The organism is Micromonospora globbae (genome assembly GCF_003610785.1).
GTDB classification, from domain to species: Bacteria; Actinomycetota; Actinomycetes; order Mycobacteriales; family Micromonosporaceae; genus Micromonospora; species Micromonospora globbae.
In genome coordinates this window covers 93,455-117,804 of the sequence record NZ_RAQQ01000006.1, presented here as the reverse complement: position 1 = coordinate 117,804, position 24,350 = coordinate 93,455, and the positions used below count along the sequence as shown (strand labels likewise).

Here is a 24,350-nt window from a genome sequence, read left to right as displayed (position 1 = left end):
GCTGGTGGAAGGATGGAAAACGTGGGAACTGCGTTGGCTGAAATGACTATGCCTCAGATCTCGCCGCTCGCCGGCGAGCCAATCGAACGTGCCGATGCCGAGCGTCTCGCCGGGGTCCTCAAGGCCCTCGCCGACCCCGCCCGGCTGCGGCTGCTGAGCCTGATCCAGTCGGCCCCCGAGGGCGAGGCGTGCGTCTGCGACCTGACCGCGCCGCTCGGCCTCTCCCAGCCGACGGTCAGCCACCACCTGCGCATCCTCACCGAGGCCGGCTTGCTGGAGCGGGAGAAGCGCGGTGTGTGGGCCTACTACCGGCTGGTCCCGAGCGCGATCGCCACGATCGCCGATCTGCTGACCCCGCCGCGCAAGCGGGCCACCAAGAAGGCCCGCTGACCCGTACCCGATCGTCCGGTGCCCTCCCCGACCAGGGACGGCGCCGGACGGCCGGCCGGTCAGTGCTTGCCGTAGTGCTGCCGGGTCTCCCGGATCGCCTGCTCGGCGGCAGCCCGCTCCTCGGCGGTGGTGCCGCGCCTCGCCGCCATCCGCGCCCGGAGCAGTTCGATGGCGATCGGGATCACCGAGACCGCGACGATCGCGATGAGGATGAACTCGATGTTCTCCTTCACGAACGAGATCTGGCCGAGGAAGTAGCCGAGCACCGTCACGCCGGTGCCCCAGAGCACCCCGCCGATCACGTTGTAGGTCACGAACGTCCGGTAGTTCATGCGGCTGACGCCGGCCACGATCGGCGTGAACGTCCGCACGATCGGCACGAAGCGGGCCAGCACGATGGAACGCGCCCCGTACTTCTCGAAGAACTCGTGCGCCTTGAGCACGTTCTCCTGCTTGAACAGCCGTGAGTTGGGGCGGCGGAACAGCGCCGGCCCGACCTTGCGGCCGAACGCGTAACCCACCTGGTCGCCGGCGATGGCCGCGATCGTGATGAGCAGGCAGACCACCCACAGGGGCCAGGTGATGTACTGCCCGTCGGCGGTCAGCAGGCCCGCGGTGAACAGCAGCGAGTCGCCCGGCAGGAAGAAGCCGATCAGCAGGCCGGACTCCGCGAACACGATGGCGAGGATGCCGAGCAGCCCGAACGTCGAGATCAACCACTCCGGGTCGAGCCAGTCCGGCCCGAGGGCCAGCGTGGTGGTGGGCGTCGGCACGAGTGACCTCCGGGTGTCGGCAGGCGGGACTGGCGGGCACGTCGCGAGCGGCGACGGACGTCCGTAGTCTAGGGGGCCGTCCGAGATGCCCCGTGCTCGACGTCACAGAAGCGGTGCGCCACCCGGGGTCCGGAACACCCGGGCGCCGACGGGTGCGGGCGGCCCTTGCGACGGAACCAGACGCCGGTGCCCCGCCGACCGGGTGGTCGGCGGGGCACCGGCTGGTGGTGGTACGGATCAGGCCACGAAGCGGGTCTTGCGGCGGCGCGCCAGGACGTAGCCGCCGACGCCGGCCACGAGCAGCAGGGCGCCGACGCCGGCGATCAGGCCGGTGGAGGAACCGGTGATCGGCAGGGTCGGGCCGTCACCGTCGTCACCGCCACCCTGACCGCCGTCGCCGTCGGCAGTCGCGTTCACCAGCAGCTTGGTGGTGTCGTTGGCGGGCTTGAGGTCGGCGTAGAAGCCGCCGTCGCACGCGCAGGGCACGTTGATCTTCACCGTGCCCGTGGCGTTCGCGATGACCTTGTCGATGCGCAGCGTGAAGTCCAGGGTGGCCGTGTCGCCGGCCTTCAGGAACGAACCGAAGAAGCAACGGTAGTGGGCTGCACCCGGCTCGCCCGGCTCGCCCCACTCGTCGCCGTTCTCGGGCATGCAGGTCTGCGGCACCTCGACCGCCGTGGTGCCCTTCGGCACGCCCAGAGTCAGGTAGGTCACGGAGCTGGCCGCCCGGTTGCGGTCGAGGGTCGCGGGCCCATTGTTGCGCACGCCGACCGTGGCCTTCACCGTGTCGCCGGCCTTGCCGCCGACCTTGTCGCCGAGGGCCTCGAGGTCCGTGCTGTTCTTGCCGGTGACCTTCACCTCGACGCTCGACCAGTTGTTGTCCGGCTGGGTGTCGGCCTGGAAGCCCTGGGTGCTGACCTTGTCGCCGCCGGCCTCGGTCAGGGACAACTCGCCGTCGGTGCCCGGCTCGCCGAAGTTCATACCCTGGCGCTTCACGTAGCCCGCGAAGTCCTCGAACTCGGCAGGCGTCAGCCAGAGGATCTCCCCGTACACCAGGCCCGGGGCGAAGGTGTCCGAGCCGAGGACGTACGGAAGCGACGTGCTGAAGGAACTGTGCCCCGCGAGGTCGCCGTCGAAGTGGCAGGCGCGCAGGATGTCGCCCACGTACGTGCAGTTGCTGAAGCGCTTGGCCGCGTTCATGCCGTAGTCGTTGAAGAAGACGGCGACGGCCCCCTTGGCGACCGAGTCGCCGACGTTGCTGACCTTCAACGGGGCCGTGTAGCTCTTGCCGGGGTTCAGGGAGAAGCTGCTTTGCGGACCGGCCGCGAGGTCGACGCCCTCACCGACGCGGACGGTCGACTCGGTGCTGACGGCGTCGATGCCCGCGGCGCTCACCGTCGTCTTGAGCGTGCCGCTGTCACCGTCCTTCGCCGTCTTGGTGGGGGTGATCTGGACGGGGAAGAGGCCGCCCAGCCCCCACTCTTCGACGATCTCCTCCCACATGGAGGTGCAGACCAGTAGGCCCTTCGAGGGGCTGCTGCACTCGTCGAACGTGTCCTCGAACGCCGTGACGTCGACGGTGCCGACCAGATCGGTGTAGTCGTAGCGGACCGTGAACTCGTGCAGCACCGTGGAGGCCGAGGCGGAGATGACGCCTGCCTCGACCTTGCCGGGGGTGCCGGCGGCGACGGTGGTGTCGCTGAAGTACCAGCCGAGGGTGATCTCGGGCTCCTCGGCGAATGCGGGGGTGGCGGAGGCGGCGACGAACGCGCCTGCGACGCCCAACCCGGCGAGCCAGCGCCGGGCGGAATTCTTGATCATGGGGTTCCCTCGTGTCGGGGGATGATCGGGTGGGCCAGCGGATCTTAAGGAACCATTAAGGTTCCTCGCTGTCCCGACCCCACGATCGGCGTCGCACAGTGACCGAACGGTTGACCGGGCCGCGGCCGGGTGAGCGGCCAGCCGGATCTCCGACGGGCCCCGCCCTCCCGGCCGCCGCCGCTCTCCGCTACGGACGCGTCAGCGGTAGTCGTCCTCGTCGCCGACGACCACCCGCGCCTGCTCCATCGCGTCCCAGTCGTCGACCTCCAGACCGCGGTGCGGCTCGGGCTCGGCGTCGCCCGGGTCGACGGCGACGGCCTGCTCGAACGCGTCGGCCGGCTCCGCTTCCAGGTCGCGCTCCTCGGGGCTGAGGTGGTCGCTGGGCGCGAAGTCCTCGTCGGGCTGACCCATCGTCCCTCCCTGGATCTCGGCGGACGGTCACCACACACCACCGTACGGGCTGCACCCGTTCCCCGCTCGCCCGGGCGGCGAAGCCGAGTCGACGGAATCGGCCCACCGCCGGATCACACCGATGCCAGGATGGAGCGGTGGGCTTCCTGATCCGACTGGCGATCACCGCGGTGGCGCTGTGGATCACCACGCTGATCGTGCCCGGGGTCGACGTCGGCGGGCGGTCCGGGGCCAACACCGTGCTGACGCTGATCGTCGTGGCGCTGATCTTCGGCATCGTGAACGCGGTCCTCAAGCCGGTGATCAGGGTGATCGGCTGCGTCTTCTACCTGCTGACCCTTGGCCTGTTCGCCCTGGTCGTCAACGCGCTGCTGTTCCTGCTGACCGACCGGATCGCCCGCGCGCTCGACCTGCCGTTCTCCATCGACGGTTTCTGGGCCGCGTTCTGGGGCGCCATCGTGATGGCCGTGGTGACCTGGCTGATCAGCATCGCGGTCCCGGACCGCCTGGAGGGGCGGTGACCGGCGACTTCCCCGGGTCACCGGCGGTGGACGTGCACCGGGTCGGTTGCGTCCGGTCAGTCGTACTGCGGGATACTTCCGGCGGAGGACAGCGCGGTCCGGCGCACCCATGGACAACAGCGGCCACCCGGCCGAGAGCGGTTAGTTAGGAGCGTTCGACATGCCCATCGCTTCCCCCGAGGCCTACGCGGAGATGCTGGACCGCGCCAAGGCGGGCCGGTTCGCGTACCCCGCGATCAACGTGACCTCCTCCCAGACGCTGAACGCGGCGCTGAAGGGGTTCGCCGACGCGGAGAGCGACGGCATCATCCAGGTCTCGACCGGTGGCGCCGAGTACCTCTCCGGTCCCTCGGTGAAGGACATGGTGACCGGCGCGGTGGCGTTCGCCCACTACGCCCGCGAGGTCGCGAAGAACTACCCGGTCAACATCGCCCTGCACACGGACCACTGCCCGAAGGAGAAGCTGGACAAGTTCGTCCGGCCGCTCATGGGCATCTCGCAGGAGCGCGTCAAGCGTGGCGAGGAGCCGCTGTTCCAGTCGCACATGTGGGACGGCTCGGCGGTCCCGGTGGCGGAGAACCTGGAGATCGCCGAGCAGCTCCTCACCGAGGCCGCCAAGGGCAAGATCGTCCTTGAGATCGAGGTCGGCGTGGTCGGCGGCGAGGAGGACGGCGTCGAGAACGCGATCAACGAGAAGCTCTACACCACCGTCGAGGACGGCCTCGCCATGGTCGACGCGCTCGGCCTGGGCGAGAAGGGCCGCTACATGGCGGCGCTGACGTTCGGCAACGTGCACGGCGTCTACAAGCCGGGCAACGTGAAGCTGCGCCCGCAGGTGCTGCACGACATCCAGGTGGCGGTCGGCGCCAAGTACGGCAAGGAGAAGCCGCTCAGCCTGGTCTTCCACGGCGGCTCCGGCTCGCTGCTCTCCGAGATCCGCGAGGCGCTCGACTACGGCGTCGTGAAGATGAACATCGACACCGACACCCAGTACTGCTTCACCCGCCCGGTCGCGGACCACATGTTCCGCAACTACGACGGTGTGCTGAAGGTGGACGGCGAGGTCGGCAACAAGAAGATGTACGACCCGCGGGTCTGGGGCAAGGCCGCCGAGGCCGGCATGGCCGCCCGGGTCGTCGAGGCCTGCGAGGCCCTGCGCTCGACCGGCACCACCATGAACAAGTAGGACGCGTACCACGACGGCCGGCTCCCGCGCGGGAGCCGGCCGTCGGCGTTCCCGGGCTCTCTACCGGGCCTGGCCGGCGGTGATCCGGCTGCGACCCGGGCCTACGCCCCGGTCAGCAGGCGGACGGCCTCGCGGACGTCGTCGGTGAGATGGATCGTCGACGACAGGTCCCCGAACGGGGAGGCCGCCAGCAGCGGCCGCAGCAGCGACTCCACCGGCAGCTCGGTGGTCCAGTAGGTGCGGTCCAGGAAGACGTACGCGCCGCTGGCCCCGTCGGTGCCGTAGAAGGTCTTGGTGGCCGCCTGGAACACCTCCTGCACCGTGCCGGCCCGTCCCGGGGCGAACACGATCCCGCCCCGCACGAGCCGGAGGATGGTGTCCTCCCGGATCGCGTTGGAGAAGTACTTGGCGATCCGGCCGGCGAAGAGGTTCGCCGGCTCGTGCCCGTAGAGCCAGGTGGGGATGGCGAGCCCACCGGCCCGCGCCCAGGCCACGTCCGCGCCGCGCTGCCGGGGCACGGGAGGCGGCGCGTAGCGCTCGCGCACCCGCAGGGCGGCGGCCGTGTACCGGTCGTGGTCGGTGAAGTCGGGCGCCGTCGCGAGCAGGTCGATCGCCTCGGTCAGTTCCTCCGCCGGGCGGTCCGCGAGGTACGCGCCGAGGTTGGCGGCCTCCATCACCCCCGGCCCGCCGCCGGTGACCACCAGCCGGTCGGCGCGGGCCAGCTCCCAGCCGAGCACGGCGGCCATGCGGTACGCCACGCTCCCGCGCGGCACCGCGTGCCCGCCCATGACGCCGACGACCGACTGCGGCCCGTACGCGGCCAGCCAGGCGCGGGTCGCGTCGGCGAGCGCGTTGTCCACGCCGTGGTCGTGCAGCCGCTGCCCGAGCGCCTCCCGGACGTCCGGCAGCGCGCCGCCGTGCGCCCGGAAGTGCGCGTACACCCGGGTGTCGTACATCCCCTCGAAACCGGCCTCGGCGAAGCCGGCGGACAGGTCCTCCGGTGTGTACAGGTGGCTCGGCTGGGTCGGGTACGGCAGCCCGGAGAACGGCGGCACCACGTTCGCGCCGCGCCGGACCAGGTCGGCACCGACCTCCCGGGACGCGAACCGGCAGCCGACGAAGAGCGTTCCGGCCACCGTGACGTCGCCGAGGTCCGGCAGCGGGTGCAGGTCGAGGCGGAGCCCCTGCACGGTCAGGCCGGTGAGGTCACCGGTGGCCAGCCGCCGGTCGAACTCGTCGCGGGTCTCGATCTCGTCGGTGTGGCGGGGCGCGATGACGTCCGCGGGTGGTGGAGTGGGCACCCGGCCATCCTGCCTCCGCCGCGCCACCGGCTGCCGCGGGGGCGGCCTGTGGCGAACGAGACAGGAGCCCGGCGGCTGCGCCACCGGGCTCCTGCGTAACCGGGTCCTGGGGAGGCTCCGGACCATTAGTTGTAATGGAAAACATCTCACGTGTGCATAGGCCGCAGGCGTGACCAACTCCTCAGCCGTTCAGTCAGCGAGCTCGGCCGACCCTCTCGCGCGTGGGCCGGGAAAGCGGGTTGAATGGGGCGATGCAGAACCTCCTGCCGGAGCCACCGGCCACCCTTCTCCCCGCACACGACGAGGCACACGGCGCCCTGGCCGCCGCCGAGGAACAGGGCGGCGACGAGGCGTACGCCGAGGTGGCGGCGCGGTATCCGACGTACAGCGCGGCGTGGGCGGCGTTGGCGGCCCGGGCGCTGGCGGCGGGTCAGGCCGTCCCGGCGTACGCGTACGCCCGCACCGGCTACCACCGGGGGCTGGACCAGCTGCGCCGCAGCGGCTGGAAGGGCCACGGGCCGGTGCCCTGGTCGCACAAGCCGAACCGGGGCTTCCTCCGCTGCCTCTACCTGCTGTCCCGCGCCGCCGACGAGATCGGCGAGGCGGACGAGGCGGCCCGCTGCGCCCAGTTCCTCCGCGACTGCGACCCCGCCGCCGCCGACGCCCTGGCGAGCAACTGACCCCGCTCTTTTCCCCGCGATCTTGCAGTTTCGGCCCCTGATTCGGGGCTTTTGCCCGTAATGCTGGGGCGAGAACTGCAAGATCGCGGGGCGGGGTGCGGCGCGCTACAGGCCCTCGGCCACGGCGGCGGCGATCTTCAGCCAGGCGTCGCGGGTGGCGGTGGAGAGCGCCCCGTACCGGATGGGCTCGCCGCTGTCGATGAGCCGCTCGTACGGCGCCAGCAGCACCGCCCGCGTACGGGCCGCGAAGTGCCGCTGGATCGCCGGCAGGTTGATGTCCTTCCGGGACGGTGGCATCGAGACCACGGTGACCGCCTGCCGCACCAACCGCTGCCGGCCGCTCTGTTCGAGGTGGTCGAGCATCCGGGCGGCCGTCTCCGCCGAGTCGTTGCGCGCCGACATGGTGACCACGAGCTGGTCGGTGGCGTCCATCGCGGCCTGCCAGTTCTGCGCCCGGACGTTGTTCCCGGTGTCCACGAAGATCAGCTTGTAGAAGCGGCTGACCACCTCGCGGAGTTCGGCGAAGGCGGCCGCGGTGAGCATCTCGCCGCCGGTCGCCGACTCGTCCGAGGCGAGCACGTCGAACATCCCCTCACCCTGCGACCGGACGTACTGCGACAGGTCACCGACCCGCCCGTGCGCGCCCTGGAACTGGCCGAGGTCGCGCAGCAGGTCCCGCACCGTACGGGAGTGGAAGTCCTGCTGCGCCCGCATGCCGAGGGTGCCCTGGGTCTCGTTGTTGTCCCAGGCGAGCACGTAACCGCCGCGCTTCTGCCCGAAGGTCATGGCGAGCAGCAGGATGGCCACCGTCTTGCCGGCGCCGCCCTTCGGGTTGACCACGGTCACCTGCCGTAGCCCGCCGAAGTTGCGGCGGACCATCTCGATGTCGCGCCGCAGTTCCTGCTCGTGCCGTCCGGGCGGCAACCGGAGCCCGAGCTTGTTGGCCACGGCCCGTACGCCCATCGTGGCCACCGGCTCGGCCGGGCGCGCCTGCCGGCGCCGGGCGAAGTCCTCGGCCGTCGGCGATTCCCCGGGCTCCGGCACGCCTGCGGCGGGCGGGTAGCCGGTCGGGGGCGGGTAGCCGGAGGCCGGGGGGTAGCCGGGGCCTCCGGTGGGGGCCGTCTGCGGCTGGTACGGCTGTCCCGCTCCCGCGGCGGCGGCCCGCTGCCAGGCCGGCGGTGTCCAGCCGGGCGGGAAGGGGCCCGGCGGCGGAAGCGCCGGAACGTCGGCGGGCGGCACCGGCCCGGCCAGCTGTGGTGCCGGGTGTCCGGGCTGAGTCGTGGGCGCCGTTGCTGCCTGCGAAGGGGGTGGAACCAGATGCGGCGGCGGCACGTCCGGCGGCACGTGCGCGGCTGGCTGGGCTTGCGAGGTCAGCTGGGCCTGCGTGGCCGGTTGGAGGTGTGCGGTCGGGAGCGGCGGTGTGGCCTCGGCGTGCGCGGCCAGCGGTATCTGGGTGCTCGGGTGGGCTTGCGCGGCCGGGTGCGGCGGTCCGGGGTGGCCATGTTCGACGAGGTGCGGTTGCGCTCCCGGCGGGGTGGCCGGCACTGCGGGCGCCCCGGGGAGATGCGGCCAGGGCGGGCCGTCGGCGGTTCCGGGTGCTCCGGGCGGGGTGGGAACGCCGGGCGACAGGGGCGGTCCCGTGAGGCCGGACGAAACGCCGGGCCCTGTGAGGGGCGGCGACACGGCGGGACCGCCCGACGCCTCGTGACCGGTCGTGCCGGGTGCGCCCGTCGTACCGGTCATGTCGGTCGTCCCGGTCGCGTCGGCGTGCGGGGCGTCAGTCGCGTCCGCGCTGCCGGTCGGCGTCGCGGCGGTCGTACCGGAATCGGCGCTGGTCCGCTGCGGCGGGTACGCCCACGGGGACTCGCCCGCCCGCACCGCTGTGGCGGACGCGGCAGGTGTGGAGGTCACCCCGTTCGCACCAGCGGCGGATGTCGCCGGTGACGCGGTGGCATCCGCCCCGACCTCGGCGGACGCGGTCGCTGACGGGGCCGCGGACTCGGCCGACGGTGGCCCGGCGGGTCGAGGTGCGGTCTCGCTCCTGGTCGCGTCGGTGACCCTCACCTCCTGATCCACACCGACCGGTCCGCCCGGTGACTGGTCCGGACCCGATCCGGTTGCGGCCTGGCCCGGCGTCGCGGCCACCTGAGGCGGCGCGGCGGGCATCTGAGCTGACGTCGCGGGCGTCTGAGGTGGCGTGGCGGGCTCGGGGCTGGTTGGCGCGGGGGTGGTTGGGTTCATCGCGGCCGGGTCGGTGGACGTCGGTGCCGTCCCATCAGGGATGGCCGGTGAGGTCGGCTCGTCGGAGGCGGCGGGTGTAGTCGGCCCGTCGGGGGTGGCCGGTGAGGTCGGCCCGTCGGGGGTGGCCGGTGAGGTCGGCCCGTCGGGGGTGGCCGGTGTGGTCGGCCCAGTCGAGGTCGCGGATGCGGCCGGTCCTTCGGGGCTGGCCGGCGCGGTGTTCGCCCCGGCCGGCTCCGCCGTGCTGTCCGGGGCGGTCGGCGTGGAGGCCACTGCCGTCCCGGCTGGTTGGCTGGGCATCGGCGTAGCCGGTGCCGGCGTTGGCGGCGGCGTCGGTGTCGGTGTCGGTGTCGGCTGGACGGTGGGCGGCGCGGGCGGCTGGTCCAGCATGAACGGCAGGTCGAGGTCGACCCGGGCCGAGGCCGGAGGGCCGGCGTCGACGCCCGGGCCGGTCGGCGCGGTGCCCTCCCCGGGCACCGGCGCGGGCTCGCCGGTCGCCGCGATGTTCTCCCCGGGCGCGCCGGTCGCCGCGGCCTGTGGGTGGGTCGCGGGCGGCTGCCACCCGGATTGGGACGGGGGTGCCCAGGCGGCGGCAGCCGGTGACGGCACCCAGCCGTTCGGCGGCGGCAGCTCACCGGTCAACGAGGGGTAGTCGGCCGTACTCGCCGGCCGCGCGGACGGGGCGGTCGCGGTGGCCCAGGGCGGGGCCGTCCCGGCGTCGTCCGGATCGGAGGGCCAGAGTGGTTCGATGTCCCGCTCCGGCACCGACTGCTGCCCGGGTACGCGGACCCGGTCGGCGTTCTCGTCCACCACGGTTCCTCCCCATTCCTCCTGCCGAGGATAGGCCCACCGGGCGGTGGTGGCCGGGCGACGAACCGGACGGGAGGGGTCAGACGGCCCAGACCGCCCAGGCACCCGGCTCGGTCCACCAGGACCGCTTCCGGCTCAGCTCGCCCTCGACGCCGTCGTCGAGGAACGGCACCTTCTCGTCCCGGGGCAGGACGGACACGGCCCGGCCGCGGGCCCGGCGGACCTCGAGGCGTACCCGTTTGCGGCCGAAGGTGGACCGGGCCACCACCGGGACGGCCACCGCGACCTCGACCACGCCGTCGGTCGGGTCCGGCCGCCCCAGCAGGGCCACGTCGTCGAGCGTGGCGTACCCGCCGGCGTTGCCGACCGCGCAGGCCAGCAGGGGTTCGTCGCCGTGGGAGAGGACCGTGTCGTCCACCTCGACGCGGCCGCGCCAGTGCAGCGGCCGGCCGGCGTCGTCGGCGGCGCCGAGCAGTGCGCCGTCCAGCGTCACCGAGCCGCCGTCGTTGCGGAGCAGGTCGAGCCGGCGGGGCGTGCCGTCGAGCACGGCGTCGGCTACCGTCGCCGGATCGCGGGGCAACCCGAGCTGCGCGGCCAGGTCGCGGTGCCCGGTGCTCCGGGCGGGGTCGAGCGGCAGTACGGCGACCGGGGGCAGGTCGGGCACGGTGCGGTTGGCGGCCAGGTCGTCCGGGCGGCGGCTGGGCGGTGGCGCGTACCGCCGGACCAGCCGGCGCAGCACGGCGCGCAACTGTGCGTCGCTCGCCGTGGCCACCACGAGCCGGGTCTTGGAGTCCGGGTCCGGCCAGGTGAGGCCGTCCGAGCGGGGCGGGCCGTCGAGCCGGGCCAGGACCTCGTCGATCTCCGCGTCGGAGCGGGCGGTGACGGTCTCCACCCGGGCGCCCCGGGCGGTCAGCGCGTCCGCGCAGGCCAGCACCGGCACGCGGGGGGTCCCACAGCGCTCCGGCCGCGCGTCGGCCGGCGTGCTCCCGCCAGCGGTCGTACCGTCACCGGCCGCGCCGTGACCCGCGGCCGTGCCGTCGTCGGTCGCGCCCTGACCCGCGGCCGTGCCGTCGTCGGTCGCGCCCTGGCCCGCGGTCGCGCCGTCACCGGTCGCGCCGCCACAGCAGGCCCCACCGCTGCCGCAGCCACCCGGAGCGTCCCGCTCCGAGCCGAGGGCGAGCAGCACCACGTCGTACACGGGAAGGAGCCTCCTGCCTCTCGACGCGACCCCTGCCGGTCGCGTCGTCACCTCTTGTTAGCCTGACACCCCGGGCTCGCCAACCGGTCGCCACCTGGCACCCGAGCCTTCTGGAGGCGGAGAAGATGCCAGCGATCGTGCTCATCGGCGCTCAGTGGGGCGACGAGGGCAAGGGCAAGGTTACCGACCTGCTCGGTGAGCGGGTCGACTACGTGGTGCGCTACTCCGGCGGCAACAACGCCGGCCACACGGTGATCACGCCGGACGGCCAGAAGTACGCGCTGCACCTCATGCCGTCGGGCGCACTCTCCCCGAACGCGAAGATCGTCATCGGCAACGGCGTGGTGGTCGATCCGAAGGTGCTGCTCACCGAGATCGACGGCCTCGCGGAGCGAGGCGTGGACGTCTCGCGGCTGCGGATCTCCGGCGACGCGCACCTGATCATGCCGCACCACCGGGCGCTGGACCGGGTGGTCGAGCGGTACCTGGGCTCGTCGCGGATCGGCACGACCGGCCGGGGCATCGGCCCGGCGTACGGCGACAAGGTCGCCCGGATGGGCATCCGCCTCCAGGACCTGCTGGACCCGGGCATCCTGCGTAAGAAGCTCGAACTCGCGCTGCGCGAGAAGAACCAGATCCTGTTCAAGGTCTACAACCGCAAGGCGATCGACGTCGAGTCGACCGTCGAGGAGTACCTGGGGTACGCCGAGCGGCTCAAGCCGTACATCACGGAGACCCGCGGCCTGCTGTGGGACGCGCTGGACCGCGGCGACACGGTCCTGCTGGAGGGCGCGCAGGCCACCATGCTCGACATGGACCACGGCACCTACCCCTTCGTGACCTCGTCGAACCCGACGGCCGGCGGGGCGTGCGTGGGCGCCGGCATCCCGCCCACCGCCATCACGAAGGTGATCGCGGTGAGCAAGGCGTACACGACGCGGGTCGGGTCCGGGCCGTTCCCCACCGAGCTCTTCGACGACAACGGCGCGCACCTGCGCAAGATCGGCCACGAGTACGGCACGACGACCGGCCGGGAGCGCCGCTGCGGCTGGTTCGACGCGGTCGTGGCCCGCTACGCCTGCCGCCTCAACGGGGTCACCGACCTGGTGGTCACCAAGCTGGACGTGCTCACCGGCCTGCCGAAGGTGCCGATCTGCGTGGGGTACGAGATCAACGGCGAGCGGGTCGAGGACATGCCGATGACCCAGACCGACTTCCACCACGCCACTCCCGTCTACGAGGAGCTGGACGGCTGGTGGGAGGACATCACGAAGGCGCGGAGCGTCGAGGAGCTGCCCGAGAACGCGCGCCGCTACATCGCCCGGATCGAGGAGCTCTGCCGTACGCGGGTGAGCGTGATCGGCGTAGGCCCCGGCCGCGACGAAAACGTGGTGCAGCACCCCCTCCTCCCCTAACCCCCGCCCCCCGGGGGTTCCCCCCGGGGTCGCCCCGGTGATCATGAGGTTGGCGGGCCTTCTGAAGATCAAAGCCGCCGTCAACCTCATGATCAACCGGGATCGTGAGGTGGTTGTCCACAGGAGCGCGCGGGTTATCCACAGGGGCGGCGCGGCCGTACCCGTACCGGCCACCGTGGTCGCGTGGATCGTGCAGTGCTGCTTCGGACGGTTGCAGCCGCCCAGGACGGTCTGGTGACCCGCGCGCAGGCCGTCCGCGTCGGCTTCACCCGGAACGACATCGACCATCTCGTGGCGGTAGGCCGATGGCGGCTGCTCGCCCGGGCCGTCTACATGGTCGGGGCCACACCCGACGAGTCCCCCTCTCGCCGGGCGCGTATCCGCGCCGCGCTGCTCTCGTTGGGCCCTCACGCCCACGCTGTTCTCGGTACGGCAGCTGAGCTGCACGGGATCGCCGGCCTGCCCCCGCGGGACGAGATACACGTGGCGCTTCCGGGCTGCGCGGCGCGCTCTGCCCGGGTATCGGATCCGGCACTCGTGCTGCATCAACTGGAGCATCCGTTGGATGCGGTCCAGCGGCTCGACGGGATAGCGGCGACGGCACCACTCGTGACCGTCAGCGAGATCATCTTGCGGGAACAGCGGTACACCTCGGTCGCGGTGCTCGACTCGGCGCTGAACCGCGGGTTCATCCGCGAGGAGGATCTGCTGGCGGTGCCGCGCATGATCAAGGGACGCCGGGGAGCGGTGGCCGCCCGCGGCTACCTCGCGGAGGCGGACGGCCGGGCACAGTCGCCGTTGGAGACGCGTACCCGATTGCGGTGCGTCGACGGCAAGGTGCCGCCCGACACGCTCCAGCTGGAGGTACGCGACCACGACGGTTACCTGCTCGGCATCGGTGACCTTGGCTGGCGCGGACCGAAGGTCATCGCCGAGGCCGACGGGCGGGAGGCGCACGACACTCCGTCCGCGGCCTTCGCCGACCGCCGTCGGCAGAACCGCCTGGTCAACGCCGGCTGGACCGTCCTCCGGTTCACCTGGGCCGACACCCTGCGGCCCGACTACATCCCCTGGACCGTGCGCCAGGCCATCGCCGGCCCCCGCTCCCGCCCCTGACCGCCCAACCCGCCCAGCCCCAGCCCAACCCGCCCAGCCCCAGCCCAACCCGCCCCGCCCCGGCCCGGCCCGGCCCCGCCGGGCCGACCCTCGCCCGCCAAGGCCCGGTGATCATGAGGTTAGCGGGGACTTTGATCTCCACGGACCCCGCTAACCTCATGATCACCGGGGAGAGCCGGGGAGAGCCGGGGAGAGCCGGGGAGAGCCGGGGAGAGCCGGGGAGAGCCGGGGAGAGCCGGGGAGCCCGGAGGGGCGCCGGGGCCGGGCGGGGCCGGGCGCCGGGTCGGTGGGTGCGTAGGATCCTGGTCGTGCGCGTTCTTTTGGTGGGTGGTGGCGGGCGGGAGCACGCGCTCGCGTTGGGGCTCGCGGCTGATCCGGCCGTCACGCAGGTGATCGCGGCGCCGGGCAATCCGGGCATCGCCGCGGTCGCCGACCTGCGCGCCGTGGACGCCAACGACCCGGCCGCGGTGGCCGCGCTCGCGGTGGAGACCGGCGTCGACCTCGTGGTGATCGGCCCGGAGGCGCCCCTGGTCGCCGGGGTCGCCGACGCCGTACGCGCGAAGGGCATCGCCGTGTTCGGCCCGTCGGCCGCGGCGGCCCGGCTGGAGGGCTCCAAGGCGTTCGCCAAGGACGTGATGACGGCCGCCGGGGTGCCGACCGCCCGCGCGTTCACCTGCGCCGACCCGGAGAGCGTCGGCCGGGCGCTGGACGAGTTCGGCCCGCCGTACGTGGTCAAGAACGACGGGCTCGCCGCCGGCAAGGGTGTCGTGGTGACCGATGACCGGGCCCGCGCCGAGGAGCACGCGCGCGAGTGCGGCCGGGTGGTGGTCGAGGAGTACCTGGACGGCCCCGAGGTGTCGCTCTTCGTGGTCACCGACGGCGAGGCCGCCGTGCCGCTGCTGCCGGCGCAGGACTTCAAGCGGATCGGCGACGGCGACACCGGCCCGAACACCGGCGGCATGGGGGCGTACGCCCCGCTGCCGTGGGCCCCGCCCGGCCTGGTCGACGAGGTCATGCGGGACGTGGTCCACCCGACCCTCGCCGAGCTGCGTCGCCGGGGCGCGCCGTTCGCCGGCCTGCTCTACGTGGGGCTCGCGATCACGGCGAGCGGTCCCCGCGTGATCGAGTTCAACGCCCGCTTCGGTGACCCGGAGACGCAGGTCGTCCTGGCGCTGTTGGAGACGCCGCTCGGCGGCCTGCTGCACGCGGCGGCGACGGGCACGCTGGCCGGGCACCCGCCGCTGCGGTGGCGCGACGGCGCCGCGGTGACCGTCGTGGTCGCGTCCGAGGGCTACCCGGGCACGCCCCGCACCGGCGACGTGATCACCGGGGCGGACCGCCCCGGCATCATCCACGCCGGCACCGCCCGGCGGGCCGACGACGGCGCGTTGCTCTCCGCGGGGGGCCGGGTCCTCTGCGGTACGGCCACCGGCCCCGACCTGGCCGCGGCCCGGGACGCCGCGTACGAGCTGGTCCGCGGCATCGGGTTGCCCGGTTCCCAGCACCGCACCGACATCGCCGCGGCCGCTGTCGAGGGGCGGATCCGGATTCCCGGCTGAGCCCGGGCAACCCCCGCACCGCCGGTCTCCGTTTGAGCGGTGAGGTGAGGGGGTGGCGGGTTTGCCGGCCGACATCGAGGGTTACCGCGAGTACGTGGCCGCGCGGCTGGAGCCGTTACGCCGGACGGCGTACCTGCTCTGCGGCGACTGGCACACCGCCGACGACCTGGTGTCGACGGCGTTGCTGAAGCTGCTGCGGCACTGGCGGCGGATATCGACGATGGACAGTCCGGACGCGTACGTCCGTCGGACGCTGCTGCGGGTCTGGCTGGACGAGCGACGCCGGCCGTGGCGGCGGGAGGCCGCCTGGTCGGACGTGCCGGACGGGCCGGCGGCGGGCGACCGTTCCGAGGGCGCCGCGGACCGCATGACCATCCTCGCCCTGCTGGCCGAGCTGCCGCCACGCCGGCGCGCGGTGCTGGTGCTGAGGTACTTCTGCGACCTGTCGGTCGAGGAGACCGCGCGCGAGCTCGGCTGCACCCCGGGCACGGTCAAGAGCCAGTCGGCACGGGCCATCGAGACGCTGCGGGAGCGTCTCGTCGGTGCGTCCGTGCCAGCCGAGGAGGTACGGACCGATGGATGAGATCAGCAGCCAGCTCCGGGCGGCCGTCGAGGACGCACCGCCGACGCGGATCGACGTGGACCGGCTGATCGCCGACGACCGTCAGCGTCGCCGCCACCGCGCCTGGACGATGGCGGGTACGGGGATGGCTGTCCTCGCGCTCACCGTGACGTCGGCGCTGGTGGCCGGGCCGGTTCCGGACGGTCTGACGCTGCCGGGCGGCTCGCCGTCCGCGGGCCCGTCGCTGTGCCCGACACCGACCCCGAAGTCCCCGCGACCGGAACCACCGATGGCGACCTACGACACGGTGCGCGCCCGCCCGACCGAGCCCCCCGACGAGGGTGTGGCGCGGCTGACCGTCGTGCTGAGGGCGGCGCTCGACGAGCACCTGCCGGCGGGACTGGCGGTCCAGAACCGGAACCCGACCTGTGACCGGGTCCAGTTCCGGTACAGCCGCAGCACCAAGTCCTACTCGACCAGCCCGGTGCTGCGACGGGGCGACCAGGTGGAGGACCTGTCGGTGACGCTGACGGCGACGGCGACCGGCCCGTTGGGATGCGCTGCCGCCATGGACGGAAGCGTCTGCGCGAGCAGGCGCCTTCCGGACGGCAGTCTCCTTGCCACCACCACGATGGCGAACCCGATGCACGAGGGTGTGGACCAGCGCTGGGCGGAGGTGTGGCGGACGGACGGTACGCACGTGTCGGTGACGACGAGCAACTTCCTCACGATGACCGAGGCGGGGCGCCGTGAGCTGGTTCCTGCCCCGCCACGGTTGGTCAGCATGGAGCAGTTGACGGCCATCGCGACCACGCCGGGTCTGACGCTCTATCCCTGAGATCCGTCAGCCGTAGTAGCGGCGCAGTTCCCGGGTCAGCACCTTGCCGGTGGCGTTGCGCGGCAGGTACTTCACGAACACCACGTCGCGGGGTACGGAGAAGCGGGCGAGGTAGTGCCGGACGTACTCGCGGACGGCGTCGGGGTCGAGCGTCTCGCCGGGGTGCAGGGCGAGGAAGGCGGCGAGTCGTTGGCCGTACTCCTCGTCCGGCACCCCGATGACCGCGACCTCGCGTACCTGCGGCAGTTGGGCGAGCAGGTTCTCCACCTCGGACGGGAAGACGTTCTCGCCGCCGGAGATGATCATGTCGTCCGCCCGGCCGTCGACGAAGAGCAGGCCGTCGGCGGTGAGCCGGCCGAGGTCGCCGGTGTCGAGGAGCCCGTCGCGGCTCTCCCGGGCGCCGCCGGAGGTGTAGCCCTCGAAGAGCATCTCGTTGCCCACGAAGATGCGGCCGACCTGGCCGTCCGGCACGGGCTGGCCGGCGGCGTCGAGGATCCGTACCCGGGTGCCGTGCGGTGGACGGCCGGCGGTGGTCGGCGCCGCGCGCAGCTCGGCCGGGCCGGCGATGGAGGCCCACGAGACCTCGGTCGATCCGTACAGGTTGTAGAGGACGTCGCCGTAGACGTCCATGAAGCGGGTGGCCAGCCCGCCGGGCAGCGCCGATCCGCTGACCGCCACGACCTTGAGCGCGGGCCGCGGGTCCGGCGGCGGCACCTCCATGAGCCGCTGCACCATCACCGGTACGGCGAAGAGCGCGTCGCACCGGTGGGTCACGAGCGCGGCCAGCGTGGCGGCCGGGTCGAAGCGGCGGTGCAGCACGATGGTGGCCCGCAGCGCGAAGCACACCTGCAGGGCGGCGAATCCCCAGGTGTGGAAGATCGGCGCGGCGATCATCACGCGGTCCCGGGTGTGCAGCGGGATCCGGTCGATGATGGACACCAGCGGCCCGAAACCGTTCGGCGTGGGACGGCGGGCGCCCTTCGGCGCGCCGGTGGTGCCCGAGGTCAGCACGATGATGCGTCCGTCGCGCTCGGGCGGGTGCAGGTCGCCCGGCAGCGCTCCGGCCACCAGTTCCTCCCGGGCGCGCTCGTCGACCCGGGGCAGTTCGGCCGGCAGGGCGACGACGCGTTCGGCGAACTCGTCGTCGTGGACCAGCACCCGCAGCCGCTGCTCCTCGGTGACGGTGGCGAGCTGCGCGGCGGACAGCCCGGTGTTGACCAGCACCGCGTCGACGCCCAGCACGGTCGCCGCGACGATCGTCTCGATGAGGCCGTGGTGGTTGCGGCAGAGGACACCGATCCGGTCGCCGGTCTGCACGCCGAACCCGGCCCGCAGCGACCGGGCCATCCGCTCGGCGCGGTCCAGCAGTTCCCGGTAGGTCAGTTCGGTGCCGTGCTCGTCGACGACGGCGGTGCAGTCGGGGTCGCGGGCGGCCGCCTGGCGCAGCTCGCCGGCGAGGCTCCAGCCCCAGCGGCGCAGGGCGTTGAGCTGCGACGCGACCCGGATGGGTCGGCCCGGGGTGAGCAGACCGCGCCGGGTCAGCGTGGTGACGACGAAGGGCAGGTCCATGCCGCAGACCTCCTGGGGTGGTTGCCGGACGGGCGGGTGAGGGCCGCTCGTCCGTTGTCTTCCCTGATCATGCCCTGGATGCCACGTCCGCCCCGTTCGGCGGCGCTGCGACGTGACGAGGACGGCACGGTGGGAGACCGGCGGGGCGACGTCGGCCCGGAGAGTCGCGCCGGGCCGACGTCGCCGGCTCTGCCGTCCGTCAGCGGATCTGCATCCCGGAGATCGCGCGCGAGATGACCAGGCGCTGGATCTCGGACGTGCCCTCGAAGATGGTGTAGATCTTCGCGTCGCGGTACCAGCGCTCGACCGGGTGGTCGCGCAGGAACCCGGCACCGCCGAGCAGCTGCACGGCCTTCTCGGTGACCGAGACGGCCACCTCGCCGGCCTTCAGCTTGGACATCGAGCCCTCGCCGGCCGCGAACGGCCGGTTGTTGCGGCCCATCCAGGAGGCGCGCCACACGAGCAGCCGGGCCGCGTCGATCTCCATCTTCATGTCGGCCAGCGCGAACGCGACGGCCTGGTTCTCGATGATGGGGCGTCCGAACTGGACCCGCTCCTTCGCGTAGTCCAGCGCGTACTCGTAGGCGGCGCGCGCCACGCCGAGCGCCTGCGCCCCGACGGTCGGCCGGGACAGTTCGAAGGTGCGCATGGCCGCCTGCCCGGAGGCGCGCTGCCCGGAGCGGGCGCGGGCCAGCCGCTCGTCGAGGGCCTCCTTGCCCCCGAGGAGGCACCGCCCCGGCACCCGTACGTCGTCGAGGAAGACGTCGGCGGTGTGCGAGGCGCGCAGGCCCAGCTTGCGCAGCTTGCGGGTCGCGGTGAGCCCCGGGGTTCCGGGCGGTACGACGAACGCGGCCTGCCCGCGCGAGCCCAGCTCCGGGTCGACCGAGGCGGTGACCACGTGCACGGCGGCGATCCCGCCGTTGGTGGCGTACGCCTTCTGGCCGTTGAGCACCCACTCGTCGGTGGCCTCGTCGTAGACGGCCCGGGTGCGCATGGCGCCGACGTCGGAGCCGGCCTCCGGTTCGGTGGTGCAGAACGCGGCCACGGCCGGCTCGTCGATCGAACCGAAGCACTGGGGCACCCACTCGACGAGCTGGTCGGGCTCACCGGCGCCGTAGATGGCGGCCACCGCGAGGGAGGTGCCGAAGATGCTGAGGCCGATGCCCGCGTCGCCCCAGAAGAGCTCCTCGTTGGCGATCGGCAGCGAGAGTCCGGTGGGGTCGGCCCAGCAGGTGGCGAGGAACTCGAAGCCGTAGAGGCCGACCTTCGCCGCCTCCTGGATGAGCGGCCAGGGAGTCTCCTCCCGGGCGTCCCACTCGGCCGCGGCCGGGCGCACGACGTCGGCGGCGAAGCCGTGCACCCAGTCGCGGAGATCCCGCTGTTCCTCGGACAGGTCGAGCGAGAACTCGGGCATGTCAGGCCTTGGGGATGTCGAACAGGTTGGCGATGTTGGCGGCGAGGCCCAGGTCGCCCTTGGCCTTCAGCTTGCCGGTCATGAACATCATGACGGGGTTCGCCCCACCGGACACGATCTTGAGGAACTCGACCGGGCCCATGGTGAGGGTCAGCTTCGGGTCGCGCTGCGGCGTCTCCGAGACGGTGCAGGTGCCGTTCTCGACGACCACCTCGTAGGTGTCGCTGCCGCCGTCGGGCCGGCCCGTGATCGTCCAGTGGATGACGGCGTTGGTGGAGCCGGCGCGGTCGGCCCGGAACAGCGACGGCATCCGGCCGAAGACCTCGCTGAGGACCTTGCCGCGGAGGTCGCCGGACATCACCTCGGCGATCTTGTCGTCCGGGGTGGACTTGACCAGCTGAGCGAACTCCTTGGGGCTCACGTTGGCGAAGTTGGCCGGGTCGAAGTCAGTCATCAGGGGAACACCTTCCGCGCGCCAATTTGGTTACTCTGGCGTAACCTTACGCACGAGTAGGTATGCTCGCAAGGTGTCCAGCGGATCCACCTTCAAGCGCCTGCCCCGGGCAGTACGCGAACAGCAGATGCTCGACGCGGCCGTGCGGGTCTTCTCCCGGCGGGGCTACCACGCGGCCAGCATGGACGAGATCGCCGAGGACGCGGGCATCTCCAAGCCGATGGTCTACGCGTACCTGGGCACCAAGGAGGAACTATTCGTCGCCTGCCTGCACCGGGAGGGCACCCGGATGATGCAGGCCATCGCGGCCGCCGCGGCCCCCGAGCTGCCGGCCGACGAGCGGCTCTGGCGGGGGCTGCGCGCGTTCTTCGGGTTCGTGGGGGCGCACCGCGACGGCTGGGCGGTGCTCTACCGGCAGGCCCGGGGCGAGCAGCCGTTCGCCGGTGAGCTCGCCACCATGCGGGCCCGGCTCGTCGAGGTGGTCGCCGGCATGCTCGACCACGCGTTGCGCGCCGAGGGGCGCGAGGTCGCCGGCACCGAGCTGGAGGTGGTGGCGTACGCCCTGGTCGGCGCCAGCGAGTCGCTGGCCGACTGGCTCGCCGACCACCCGGAGGCGGACCCGGAGCGGACCGCCACCCGGATGATGAACGTCGCGTGGCTCGGTGCCGGCCAACTGCTGCGCGGCGTGACCTGGCAACCGCCGCAGCGCTGAGCAGGGTTACCGTCAACGCCCGCCGGCGCTGTCGGCCGTGACCGGCGCGGGCGGGCGTCGCCGCGCGCGGGCGTGCCGGAGCGCGCGTACCCCCTCGACCACGACGGTCACCGTCAGCGCGAGGCCCAGCCCGAGCAGCAGGCCCCGCAGCGGGTCCTGTTCGAAGGCGAGCCCGCCCAGGTAGCCGACGAGCGCGGAGTAGAGCCCCCACGAGACGGCCGCGAGCGCGTCGAAGGCCAGGAAGCGGCGGCGCGGGTAGGCGACGGCACCCATGGTGAGGGTGACGGCCGTCCGGCCGCCGGGGATGTAGCGGGCGACGGTGAGGATCAGGCCGCCCCGGACCGCGATGCCGCGCCGGGCCCACTCGACCCCGGCGCGCCGCCGTCCGCCGGCCGGGAGCCGGTCGAGCAGCCGCGCGCCACCGCCGCGTCCCAGGGCGTACGACACGTGGTCGCCGATCAGCGCACCCGCCGCGGCGACCACGATCACGGCCGGCAGGTACGGCGCGCCCGAGGCGGCGAACACACCGGCGGTGATGACGGCGGTCTCGCTGGGCACCACCGGAAAGAACCCGTCGACCACCGCGATCGCGAAGATCGCCAGGTAGACCCAGGGTGAGGACATGGTCTGGTGCAGCAGGTCGAGCAGATCCATGATCCCGATGCTTCCGGCGGCGACCGCCGTCGCCATCGGCCGTCGGTCAGCCCGGGGGCACCACTTAAGTAGATCCTGCCCCGGAGCGGGGGTCGGGGACGTCCCCCACGTGACCCGGGTCCGCCGGGTCGCACATGTGCGTGTCGCCGGCAGATCCTAGGCTCGACCCGTGGCCTCCAGCGCCGTCGTGCTCCGGCGGGTCGTCGACCGGTACGCGCCACCCGTGCTCGCCGTGGTCGTGGCCCTGGCCGTCCAGGCGTCCGGCACGGGCGCGATCGGGGTCCGTACGCCGCTGCCCGTCGGCCTGGTGCTCGTCCTCGCCCTGGCGTCGGGCGGGGCGGCCTGGGTGGTCCGGTCCCGCCGGTGGCCGTTGTTCGTCGCCGCGGCCGTCGGGTGGCTGGTGCTGGCCGCGTGGCCGGCCGGCGTGGTCGCCTCGTACCAGGCCGGCCTGCGGCTGCGGGACCGGCGCTGGCTGGCCGCGTACCTCGCCGGCGCGACCCTCGTCATGGCCGCGGGGGTGCTGGTCGGGCTGGCCGCCGGAGGCCCACGGCGGATCACCACCGCCACGCCGGCGAACGCGGCGGCCATGGCCGCGTGGCTGGTGCTCTTCCCGCTGCTCGCCGGGCTCCTGGTCCGGTCCCGCCGGGACGTGCTGGCGGCCCTGCGGGACCGGGCCGAACGGCTGGAGCGGGAGCAGGAGGAGCGGGCGGAGCGGGTGCGCGCCGAGGAGCGGGCGCGGATCGCCCGGGAGATGCACGACGTGGTCGCGCACCGGGTGTCGCTCATGGTGGTGCAGGCCGGCGCGCTGGAGGTCACCGCCACCGACCCGGCCGCCGTCGAGGCGGCCGCCCTCATCCGGTCCACCGGCCGGCAGGCCCTCACCGACCTGCGGGAGGTGCTGGGAGTGCTGCGGCAGAGGACGCCGGTCGCCGTCCGGGAATCCGAGGGCGACCCGCTCGCCGAGGTTCACGAGCTGGTGGGCGAGTCGCGGGCGGCCGGGCTTCCGGTGACGTGGTGGAGCGAGGGCGCACCGCGTCCGCTGCCGGCGACGGTCGCGCGTACCGTCCCGCGTGTGGTGCGGGAGGCGTTGACCAACGTACGCAAGCACGCGCCGCGGGCCGAGACCACCGTCCGCCTGCGGTACGTGCCGGACGGCGTGGAGGTGGCGGTGCGGAACGGGCCCCCGGCGGCCGGTGCGGACCTGCCGGGAGCGGGGGCGGACCCGAGCGGGACCGGGCCGGACCTGACCGCGGCGGGACCGGGACTGCCCGGCGCCGGGCTGGGCCTGCTCGGCCTGCGTGAGCGGGTCGAGCTGCTCGGCGGCCGGTTGGAGGCGGGGCCGGTGGACGGCGGCTTCGAGGTCCGGGCGTTGATCCCCGTGGCGGACCCGGCATGATCCGCGTCCTGGTCGTCGACGACGAGCAGCTGGTGCGCTCCGGCCTTCGGATGATCCTGGAGGCGGCGCCGGACATCACGGTGGTCGGCGAGGCGGCCGACGGCGCGGAGGCGCTGGCCGAGGCGGAGCGGCTCCGACCCGACGTGGTGCTGCTCGACGTGCGGATGCCGGGGACCGACGGGTTGACGGCCGCGCCGAGGGTGGTGGCCGCCGGGCCGAAGGTCGTCATGCTGACCACGTTCGACCTCGACGAGTACGTGCACCAGGCGCTGCGCGCCGGTGCCGTGGGCTTCCTGCTCAAGGACACCCCGCCCCGGGACCTGGCCGCCGCGGTGCGCACCGTGGCGGCCGGCAACGCGATGCTCGCTCCCACGGTGACCCGACGCCTCATCGACTCCTTCGCCGAGCGGGGGCCGGCCCGCCGCGAGGCGGCCCGCCGGCGGCTCGACCCGCTCACCGAGCGGGAACTGGCGATCGTGCGGGAGGTGGCGCGCGGGCACGCGAACGCGGAGATCGCCCGGCGGCTGACGATGAGCGAGGCCACCGTGAAGGCGCACGTGAGCCGGGCGCTGGCCAAGCTCGGGCTCACCAACCGCGTACAGGTGGCGATCCTCGTGCACGACGCCGACCTGCCGTGAGCGCCGCACCCGGCCGCCGTCCCGCCCGTCGGGTCACCGGCGGGCGGCGGCCCGGCGGTGGGCGCGGCGGCGCAGCGCGCGGAACCCCTCCAGGGCGAGCGTGACCCCGATCGACAGGCCCAGGCCCGCCACCACCCCCTTGATCGGGTCGCGCTCGAACGCCAGGCCGCCGAAGTAGCCGAGCAGCCCGCAGTAGAGCCCCCAGGTGACCGCCGCGACCGCGTCGAAGAGCAGGAACGAGCGGCGCGGGTACCGCACCGCTCCCATGGTGAGGGTGACCGCCGTGCGCCCGCCGGGGATGTACCGGGAGATGGTGAGGATGACTCCGCCCCGGCGGTCGATCGCCCGGCGCGCCCACTCCGACCCCGCCCGCCGGCGGCTCCGCTCCGGTAGCCGGGTCAGGCGCCGCGATCCGCCGCCACGCCCGATGGCGTACGAGATGTGGTCGCCGATCAACGCGCCGGCCGCCGCGGACGCGATCACGCCGACGATGTGGGGATGCCCGGCGGAGGCCGACAGCACGGCCGCCGTGATCACGGCCGCCTCGCTCGGCACGGCCGGGAAGAACGCGTCGACCGCGGTGACGGCCACGAGGATCAGGTACACCCACGGCGAGGTGACCGTCTCCCGTAGCAGGTCGAGCACGGCGTCCATGCACTCATGCTCGGGGGCGAGTCGACCGTGGGGGCCGCTT

23 protein-coding genes and 1 pseudogene are annotated in these 24,350 nt (G+C 73.3%); 13 read left to right on the top strand and 11 right to left on the bottom strand.

Features of this window, described 5'->3' with window-relative positions:
* The first annotated feature begins 12 nt into the window (after nt 1-12).
* The gene (locus D7I43_RS10185) at nt 13-390 is read left to right on the top strand and encodes an ArsR/SmtB family transcription factor (RefSeq protein WP_091081602.1); all 378 of its coding nucleotides are present in this window, start codon (nt 13-15) and stop codon (nt 388-390) included.
* A 59-nt stretch (nt 391-449) separates the two neighbouring features.
* On the opposite strand, the gene D7I43_RS10180 is transcribed toward D7I43_RS10185, so the two are convergent.
* The 3 genes from D7I43_RS10180 to D7I43_RS10170 form a co-directional block, all read right to left on the bottom strand.
* Nucleotides 450-1,163 (bottom strand): DedA family protein, encoded by a 714-nt coding sequence (locus tag D7I43_RS10180; protein ID WP_120328186.1) that lies wholly within the window; start codon nt 1,161-1,163, stop codon nt 450-452.
* Between the two features lie 237 nt (nt 1,164-1,400).
* Nucleotides 1,401-2,984: an LPXTG cell wall anchor domain-containing protein gene (locus D7I43_RS10175; protein WP_120328185.1), complete on the bottom strand. Its 1,584-nt coding sequence runs from the start codon at nt 2,982-2,984 to the stop codon at nt 1,401-1,403.
* 198 nt (nt 2,985-3,182) lie between these two features.
* Nucleotides 3,183-3,395: a hypothetical protein gene (locus D7I43_RS10170; RefSeq protein ID WP_120328184.1), complete on the bottom strand. Its 213-nt coding sequence runs from the start codon at nt 3,393-3,395 to the stop codon at nt 3,183-3,185.
* A 137-nt stretch (nt 3,396-3,532) separates the two neighbouring features.
* On the opposite strand from D7I43_RS10170, the gene D7I43_RS10165 reads away from it, so the two are divergent.
* On the top strand, nt 3,533-3,916 hold the full coding sequence (locus D7I43_RS10165; protein ID WP_120328183.1) for a phage holin family protein: 384 nt from the start codon (nt 3,533-3,535) through the stop codon (nt 3,914-3,916).
* Nucleotides 3,917-4,076: 160 nt separating this feature from the next.
* Complete coding sequence (gene fbaA, locus D7I43_RS10160) at nt 4,077-5,102, top strand: class II fructose-bisphosphate aldolase (RefSeq protein ID WP_120328182.1); 1,026 nt, start codon at nt 4,077-4,079, stop codon at nt 5,100-5,102.
* A 101-nt stretch (nt 5,103-5,203) separates the two neighbouring features.
* On the opposite strand, the gene D7I43_RS10155 is transcribed toward fbaA, so the two are convergent.
* A complete protein-coding gene (locus D7I43_RS10155; RefSeq protein WP_240032888.1) occupies nt 5,204-6,403 on the bottom strand; it encodes an LOG family protein in 1,200 nt (399 codons plus the stop codon).
* A 251-nt stretch (nt 6,404-6,654) separates the two neighbouring features.
* Here D7I43_RS10155 and D7I43_RS10150 point away from each other — a divergent pair, with 251 nt between their 5' ends.
* A complete protein-coding gene (locus D7I43_RS10150) occupies nt 6,655-7,083 on the top strand; it encodes a DUF3151 domain-containing protein (protein WP_120328180.1) in 429 nt (142 codons plus the stop codon).
* A gap of 105 nt (nt 7,084-7,188) precedes the next feature.
* On the opposite strand, the pseudogene D7I43_RS34345 reads toward D7I43_RS10150, so the two are convergent.
* Nucleotides 7,189-8,190, bottom strand: a pseudogene (locus D7I43_RS34345) (MinD/ParA family ATP-binding protein); the annotation flags it as partial.
* Between the two features lie 1,174 nt (nt 8,191-9,364).
* Between D7I43_RS34345 and D7I43_RS10135 the strand changes: the two are divergent.
* Complete coding sequence (locus tag D7I43_RS10135) at nt 9,365-9,973, top strand: hypothetical protein (RefSeq protein ID WP_120328178.1); 609 nt, start codon at nt 9,365-9,367, stop codon at nt 9,971-9,973.
* A gap of 237 nt (nt 9,974-10,210) precedes the next feature.
* Here the strand turns inward: D7I43_RS10135 and D7I43_RS10130 are convergent, their stop codons facing one another.
* Nucleotides 10,211-11,329: a diacylglycerol kinase family protein gene (locus D7I43_RS10130; RefSeq protein WP_120328177.1), complete on the bottom strand. Its 1,119-nt coding sequence runs from the start codon at nt 11,327-11,329 to the stop codon at nt 10,211-10,213.
* 125 nt (nt 11,330-11,454) lie between these two features.
* Here D7I43_RS10130 and D7I43_RS10125 point away from each other — a divergent pair, with 125 nt between their 5' ends.
* From D7I43_RS10125 to D7I43_RS10105, 5 genes are all read left to right on the top strand, one after another.
* Nucleotides 11,455-12,744, top strand: a complete 1,290-nt coding sequence (locus tag D7I43_RS10125) for an adenylosuccinate synthase (protein WP_120328176.1) — start codon at nt 11,455-11,457, stop codon at nt 12,742-12,744.
* Between the two features lie 183 nt (nt 12,745-12,927).
* Nucleotides 12,928-13,860: a PDDEXK family nuclease gene (locus D7I43_RS10120; RefSeq protein WP_120328175.1), complete on the top strand. Its 933-nt coding sequence runs from the start codon at nt 12,928-12,930 to the stop codon at nt 13,858-13,860.
* 308 nt (nt 13,861-14,168) lie between these two features.
* Nucleotides 14,169-15,419, top strand: a complete 1,251-nt coding sequence (gene purD, locus D7I43_RS10115) for a phosphoribosylamine--glycine ligase (protein ID WP_120328174.1) — start codon at nt 14,169-14,171, stop codon at nt 15,417-15,419.
* Between the two features lie 52 nt (nt 15,420-15,471).
* A complete protein-coding gene (locus D7I43_RS10110) occupies nt 15,472-16,002 on the top strand; it encodes a SigE family RNA polymerase sigma factor (RefSeq protein WP_477456031.1) in 531 nt (176 codons plus the stop codon).
* The gene (locus D7I43_RS10105) at nt 15,995-16,819 is read left to right on the top strand and encodes a hypothetical protein (protein WP_120328173.1); all 825 of its coding nucleotides are present in this window, start codon (nt 15,995-15,997) and stop codon (nt 16,817-16,819) included. The genes D7I43_RS10110 and D7I43_RS10105 overlap by 8 nt, the downstream gene beginning before the upstream one ends.
* A gap of 6 nt (nt 16,820-16,825) precedes the next feature.
* Here D7I43_RS10105 and D7I43_RS10100 read toward each other — a convergent pair whose 3' ends face one another.
* The 3 genes from D7I43_RS10100 to D7I43_RS10090 all read right to left on the bottom strand — a co-directional run bounded on the left by D7I43_RS10100 (nt 16,826) and on the right by D7I43_RS10090 (nt 20,256).
* The gene (locus D7I43_RS10100) at nt 16,826-18,388 is read right to left on the bottom strand and encodes an AMP-binding protein (protein WP_120328172.1); all 1,563 of its coding nucleotides are present in this window, start codon (nt 18,386-18,388) and stop codon (nt 16,826-16,828) included.
* Between the two features lie 199 nt (nt 18,389-18,587).
* Entirely contained in the window at nt 18,588-19,802 is a 1,215-nt protein-coding gene (locus tag D7I43_RS10095) for an acyl-CoA dehydrogenase family protein (RefSeq protein ID WP_120328171.1), read from the bottom strand.
* A 1-nt stretch (nt 19,803) separates the two neighbouring features.
* The gene (locus D7I43_RS10090) at nt 19,804-20,256 is read right to left on the bottom strand and encodes an SCP2 sterol-binding domain-containing protein (RefSeq protein ID WP_120328170.1); all 453 of its coding nucleotides are present in this window, start codon (nt 20,254-20,256) and stop codon (nt 19,804-19,806) included.
* Nucleotides 20,257-20,329: 73 nt separating this feature from the next.
* Between D7I43_RS10090 and D7I43_RS10085 the strand changes: the two genes are divergently transcribed.
* Complete coding sequence (locus D7I43_RS10085; protein WP_120328169.1) at nt 20,330-20,968, top strand: TetR/AcrR family transcriptional regulator; 639 nt, start codon at nt 20,330-20,332, stop codon at nt 20,966-20,968.
* Between the two features lie 12 nt (nt 20,969-20,980).
* Here D7I43_RS10085 and D7I43_RS10080 read toward each other — a convergent pair whose 3' ends face one another.
* Nucleotides 20,981-21,625, bottom strand: coding sequence for a DedA family protein (locus tag D7I43_RS10080; protein WP_120328372.1), 645 nt, complete (start codon nt 21,623-21,625; stop codon nt 20,981-20,983).
* A gap of 166 nt (nt 21,626-21,791) precedes the next feature.
* Here D7I43_RS10080 and D7I43_RS10075 point away from each other — a divergent pair, with 166 nt between their 5' ends.
* Both D7I43_RS10075 and D7I43_RS10070 read left to right on the top strand, forming a co-directional pair.
* The gene (locus D7I43_RS10075; protein ID WP_120328168.1) at nt 21,792-23,018 is read left to right on the top strand and encodes a sensor histidine kinase; all 1,227 of its coding nucleotides are present in this window, start codon (nt 21,792-21,794) and stop codon (nt 23,016-23,018) included.
* Nucleotides 23,015-23,656, top strand: a complete 642-nt coding sequence (locus tag D7I43_RS10070; RefSeq protein WP_120328167.1) for a response regulator — start codon at nt 23,015-23,017, stop codon at nt 23,654-23,656. Before D7I43_RS10075 ends, D7I43_RS10070 begins: the two co-directional genes overlap by 4 nt.
* A gap of 33 nt (nt 23,657-23,689) precedes the next feature.
* Here the strand turns inward: D7I43_RS10070 and D7I43_RS10065 are convergent, their stop codons facing one another.
* Complete coding sequence (locus D7I43_RS10065; protein WP_120328166.1) at nt 23,690-24,310, bottom strand: DedA family protein; 621 nt, start codon at nt 24,308-24,310, stop codon at nt 23,690-23,692.
* Between the last annotated feature and the right edge of the window lie 40 nt (nt 24,311-24,350).

What these genes read in the sequence shown, in the direction of transcription:
- D7I43_RS10070 (WP_120328167.1), top strand. Translation starts at nt 23,015, where the DNA reads ATGATCCGCGTCCTGGTCGTCGACGACGAGCAGCTGGTGCGCTCCGGC.
- fbaA (WP_120328182.1), top strand. Translation starts at nt 4,077, where the DNA reads ATGCCCATCGCTTCCCCCGAGGCCTACGCGGAGATGCTGGACCGCGCC.
- D7I43_RS10185 (WP_091081602.1), top strand. Translation starts at nt 13, where the DNA reads ATGGAAAACGTGGGAACTGCGTTGGCTGAAATGACTATGCCTCAGATC.
- D7I43_RS10135 (WP_120328178.1), top strand. Translation starts at nt 9,365, where the DNA reads ATGGCCGGTGAGGTCGGCTCGTCGGAGGCGGCGGGTGTAGTCGGCCCG.
- D7I43_RS10090 (WP_120328170.1), bottom strand. Translation starts at nt 20,256, where the DNA reads ATGACTGACTTCGACCCGGCCAACTTCGCCAACGTGAGCCCCAAGGAG.
- D7I43_RS10095 (WP_120328171.1), bottom strand. Translation starts at nt 19,802, where the DNA reads ATGCCCGAGTTCTCGCTCGACCTGTCCGAGGAACAGCGGGATCTCCGC.
- D7I43_RS10175 (WP_120328185.1), bottom strand. Translation starts at nt 2,984, where the DNA reads ATGATCAAGAATTCCGCCCGGCGCTGGCTCGCCGGGTTGGGCGTCGCA.
- D7I43_RS10105 (WP_120328173.1), top strand. Translation starts at nt 15,995, where the DNA reads ATGGATGAGATCAGCAGCCAGCTCCGGGCGGCCGTCGAGGACGCACCG.
- D7I43_RS10125 (WP_120328176.1), top strand. Translation starts at nt 11,455, where the DNA reads ATGCCAGCGATCGTGCTCATCGGCGCTCAGTGGGGCGACGAGGGCAAG.
- D7I43_RS10100 (WP_120328172.1), bottom strand. Translation starts at nt 18,388, where the DNA reads ATGGACCTGCCCTTCGTCGTCACCACGCTGACCCGGCGCGGTCTGCTC.
- D7I43_RS10150 (WP_120328180.1), top strand. Translation starts at nt 6,655, where the DNA reads ATGCAGAACCTCCTGCCGGAGCCACCGGCCACCCTTCTCCCCGCACAC.
- D7I43_RS10170 (WP_120328184.1), bottom strand. Translation starts at nt 3,395, where the DNA reads ATGGGTCAGCCCGACGAGGACTTCGCGCCCAGCGACCACCTCAGCCCC.
- D7I43_RS10065 (WP_120328166.1), bottom strand. Translation starts at nt 24,310, where the DNA reads ATGGACGCCGTGCTCGACCTGCTACGGGAGACGGTCACCTCGCCGTGG.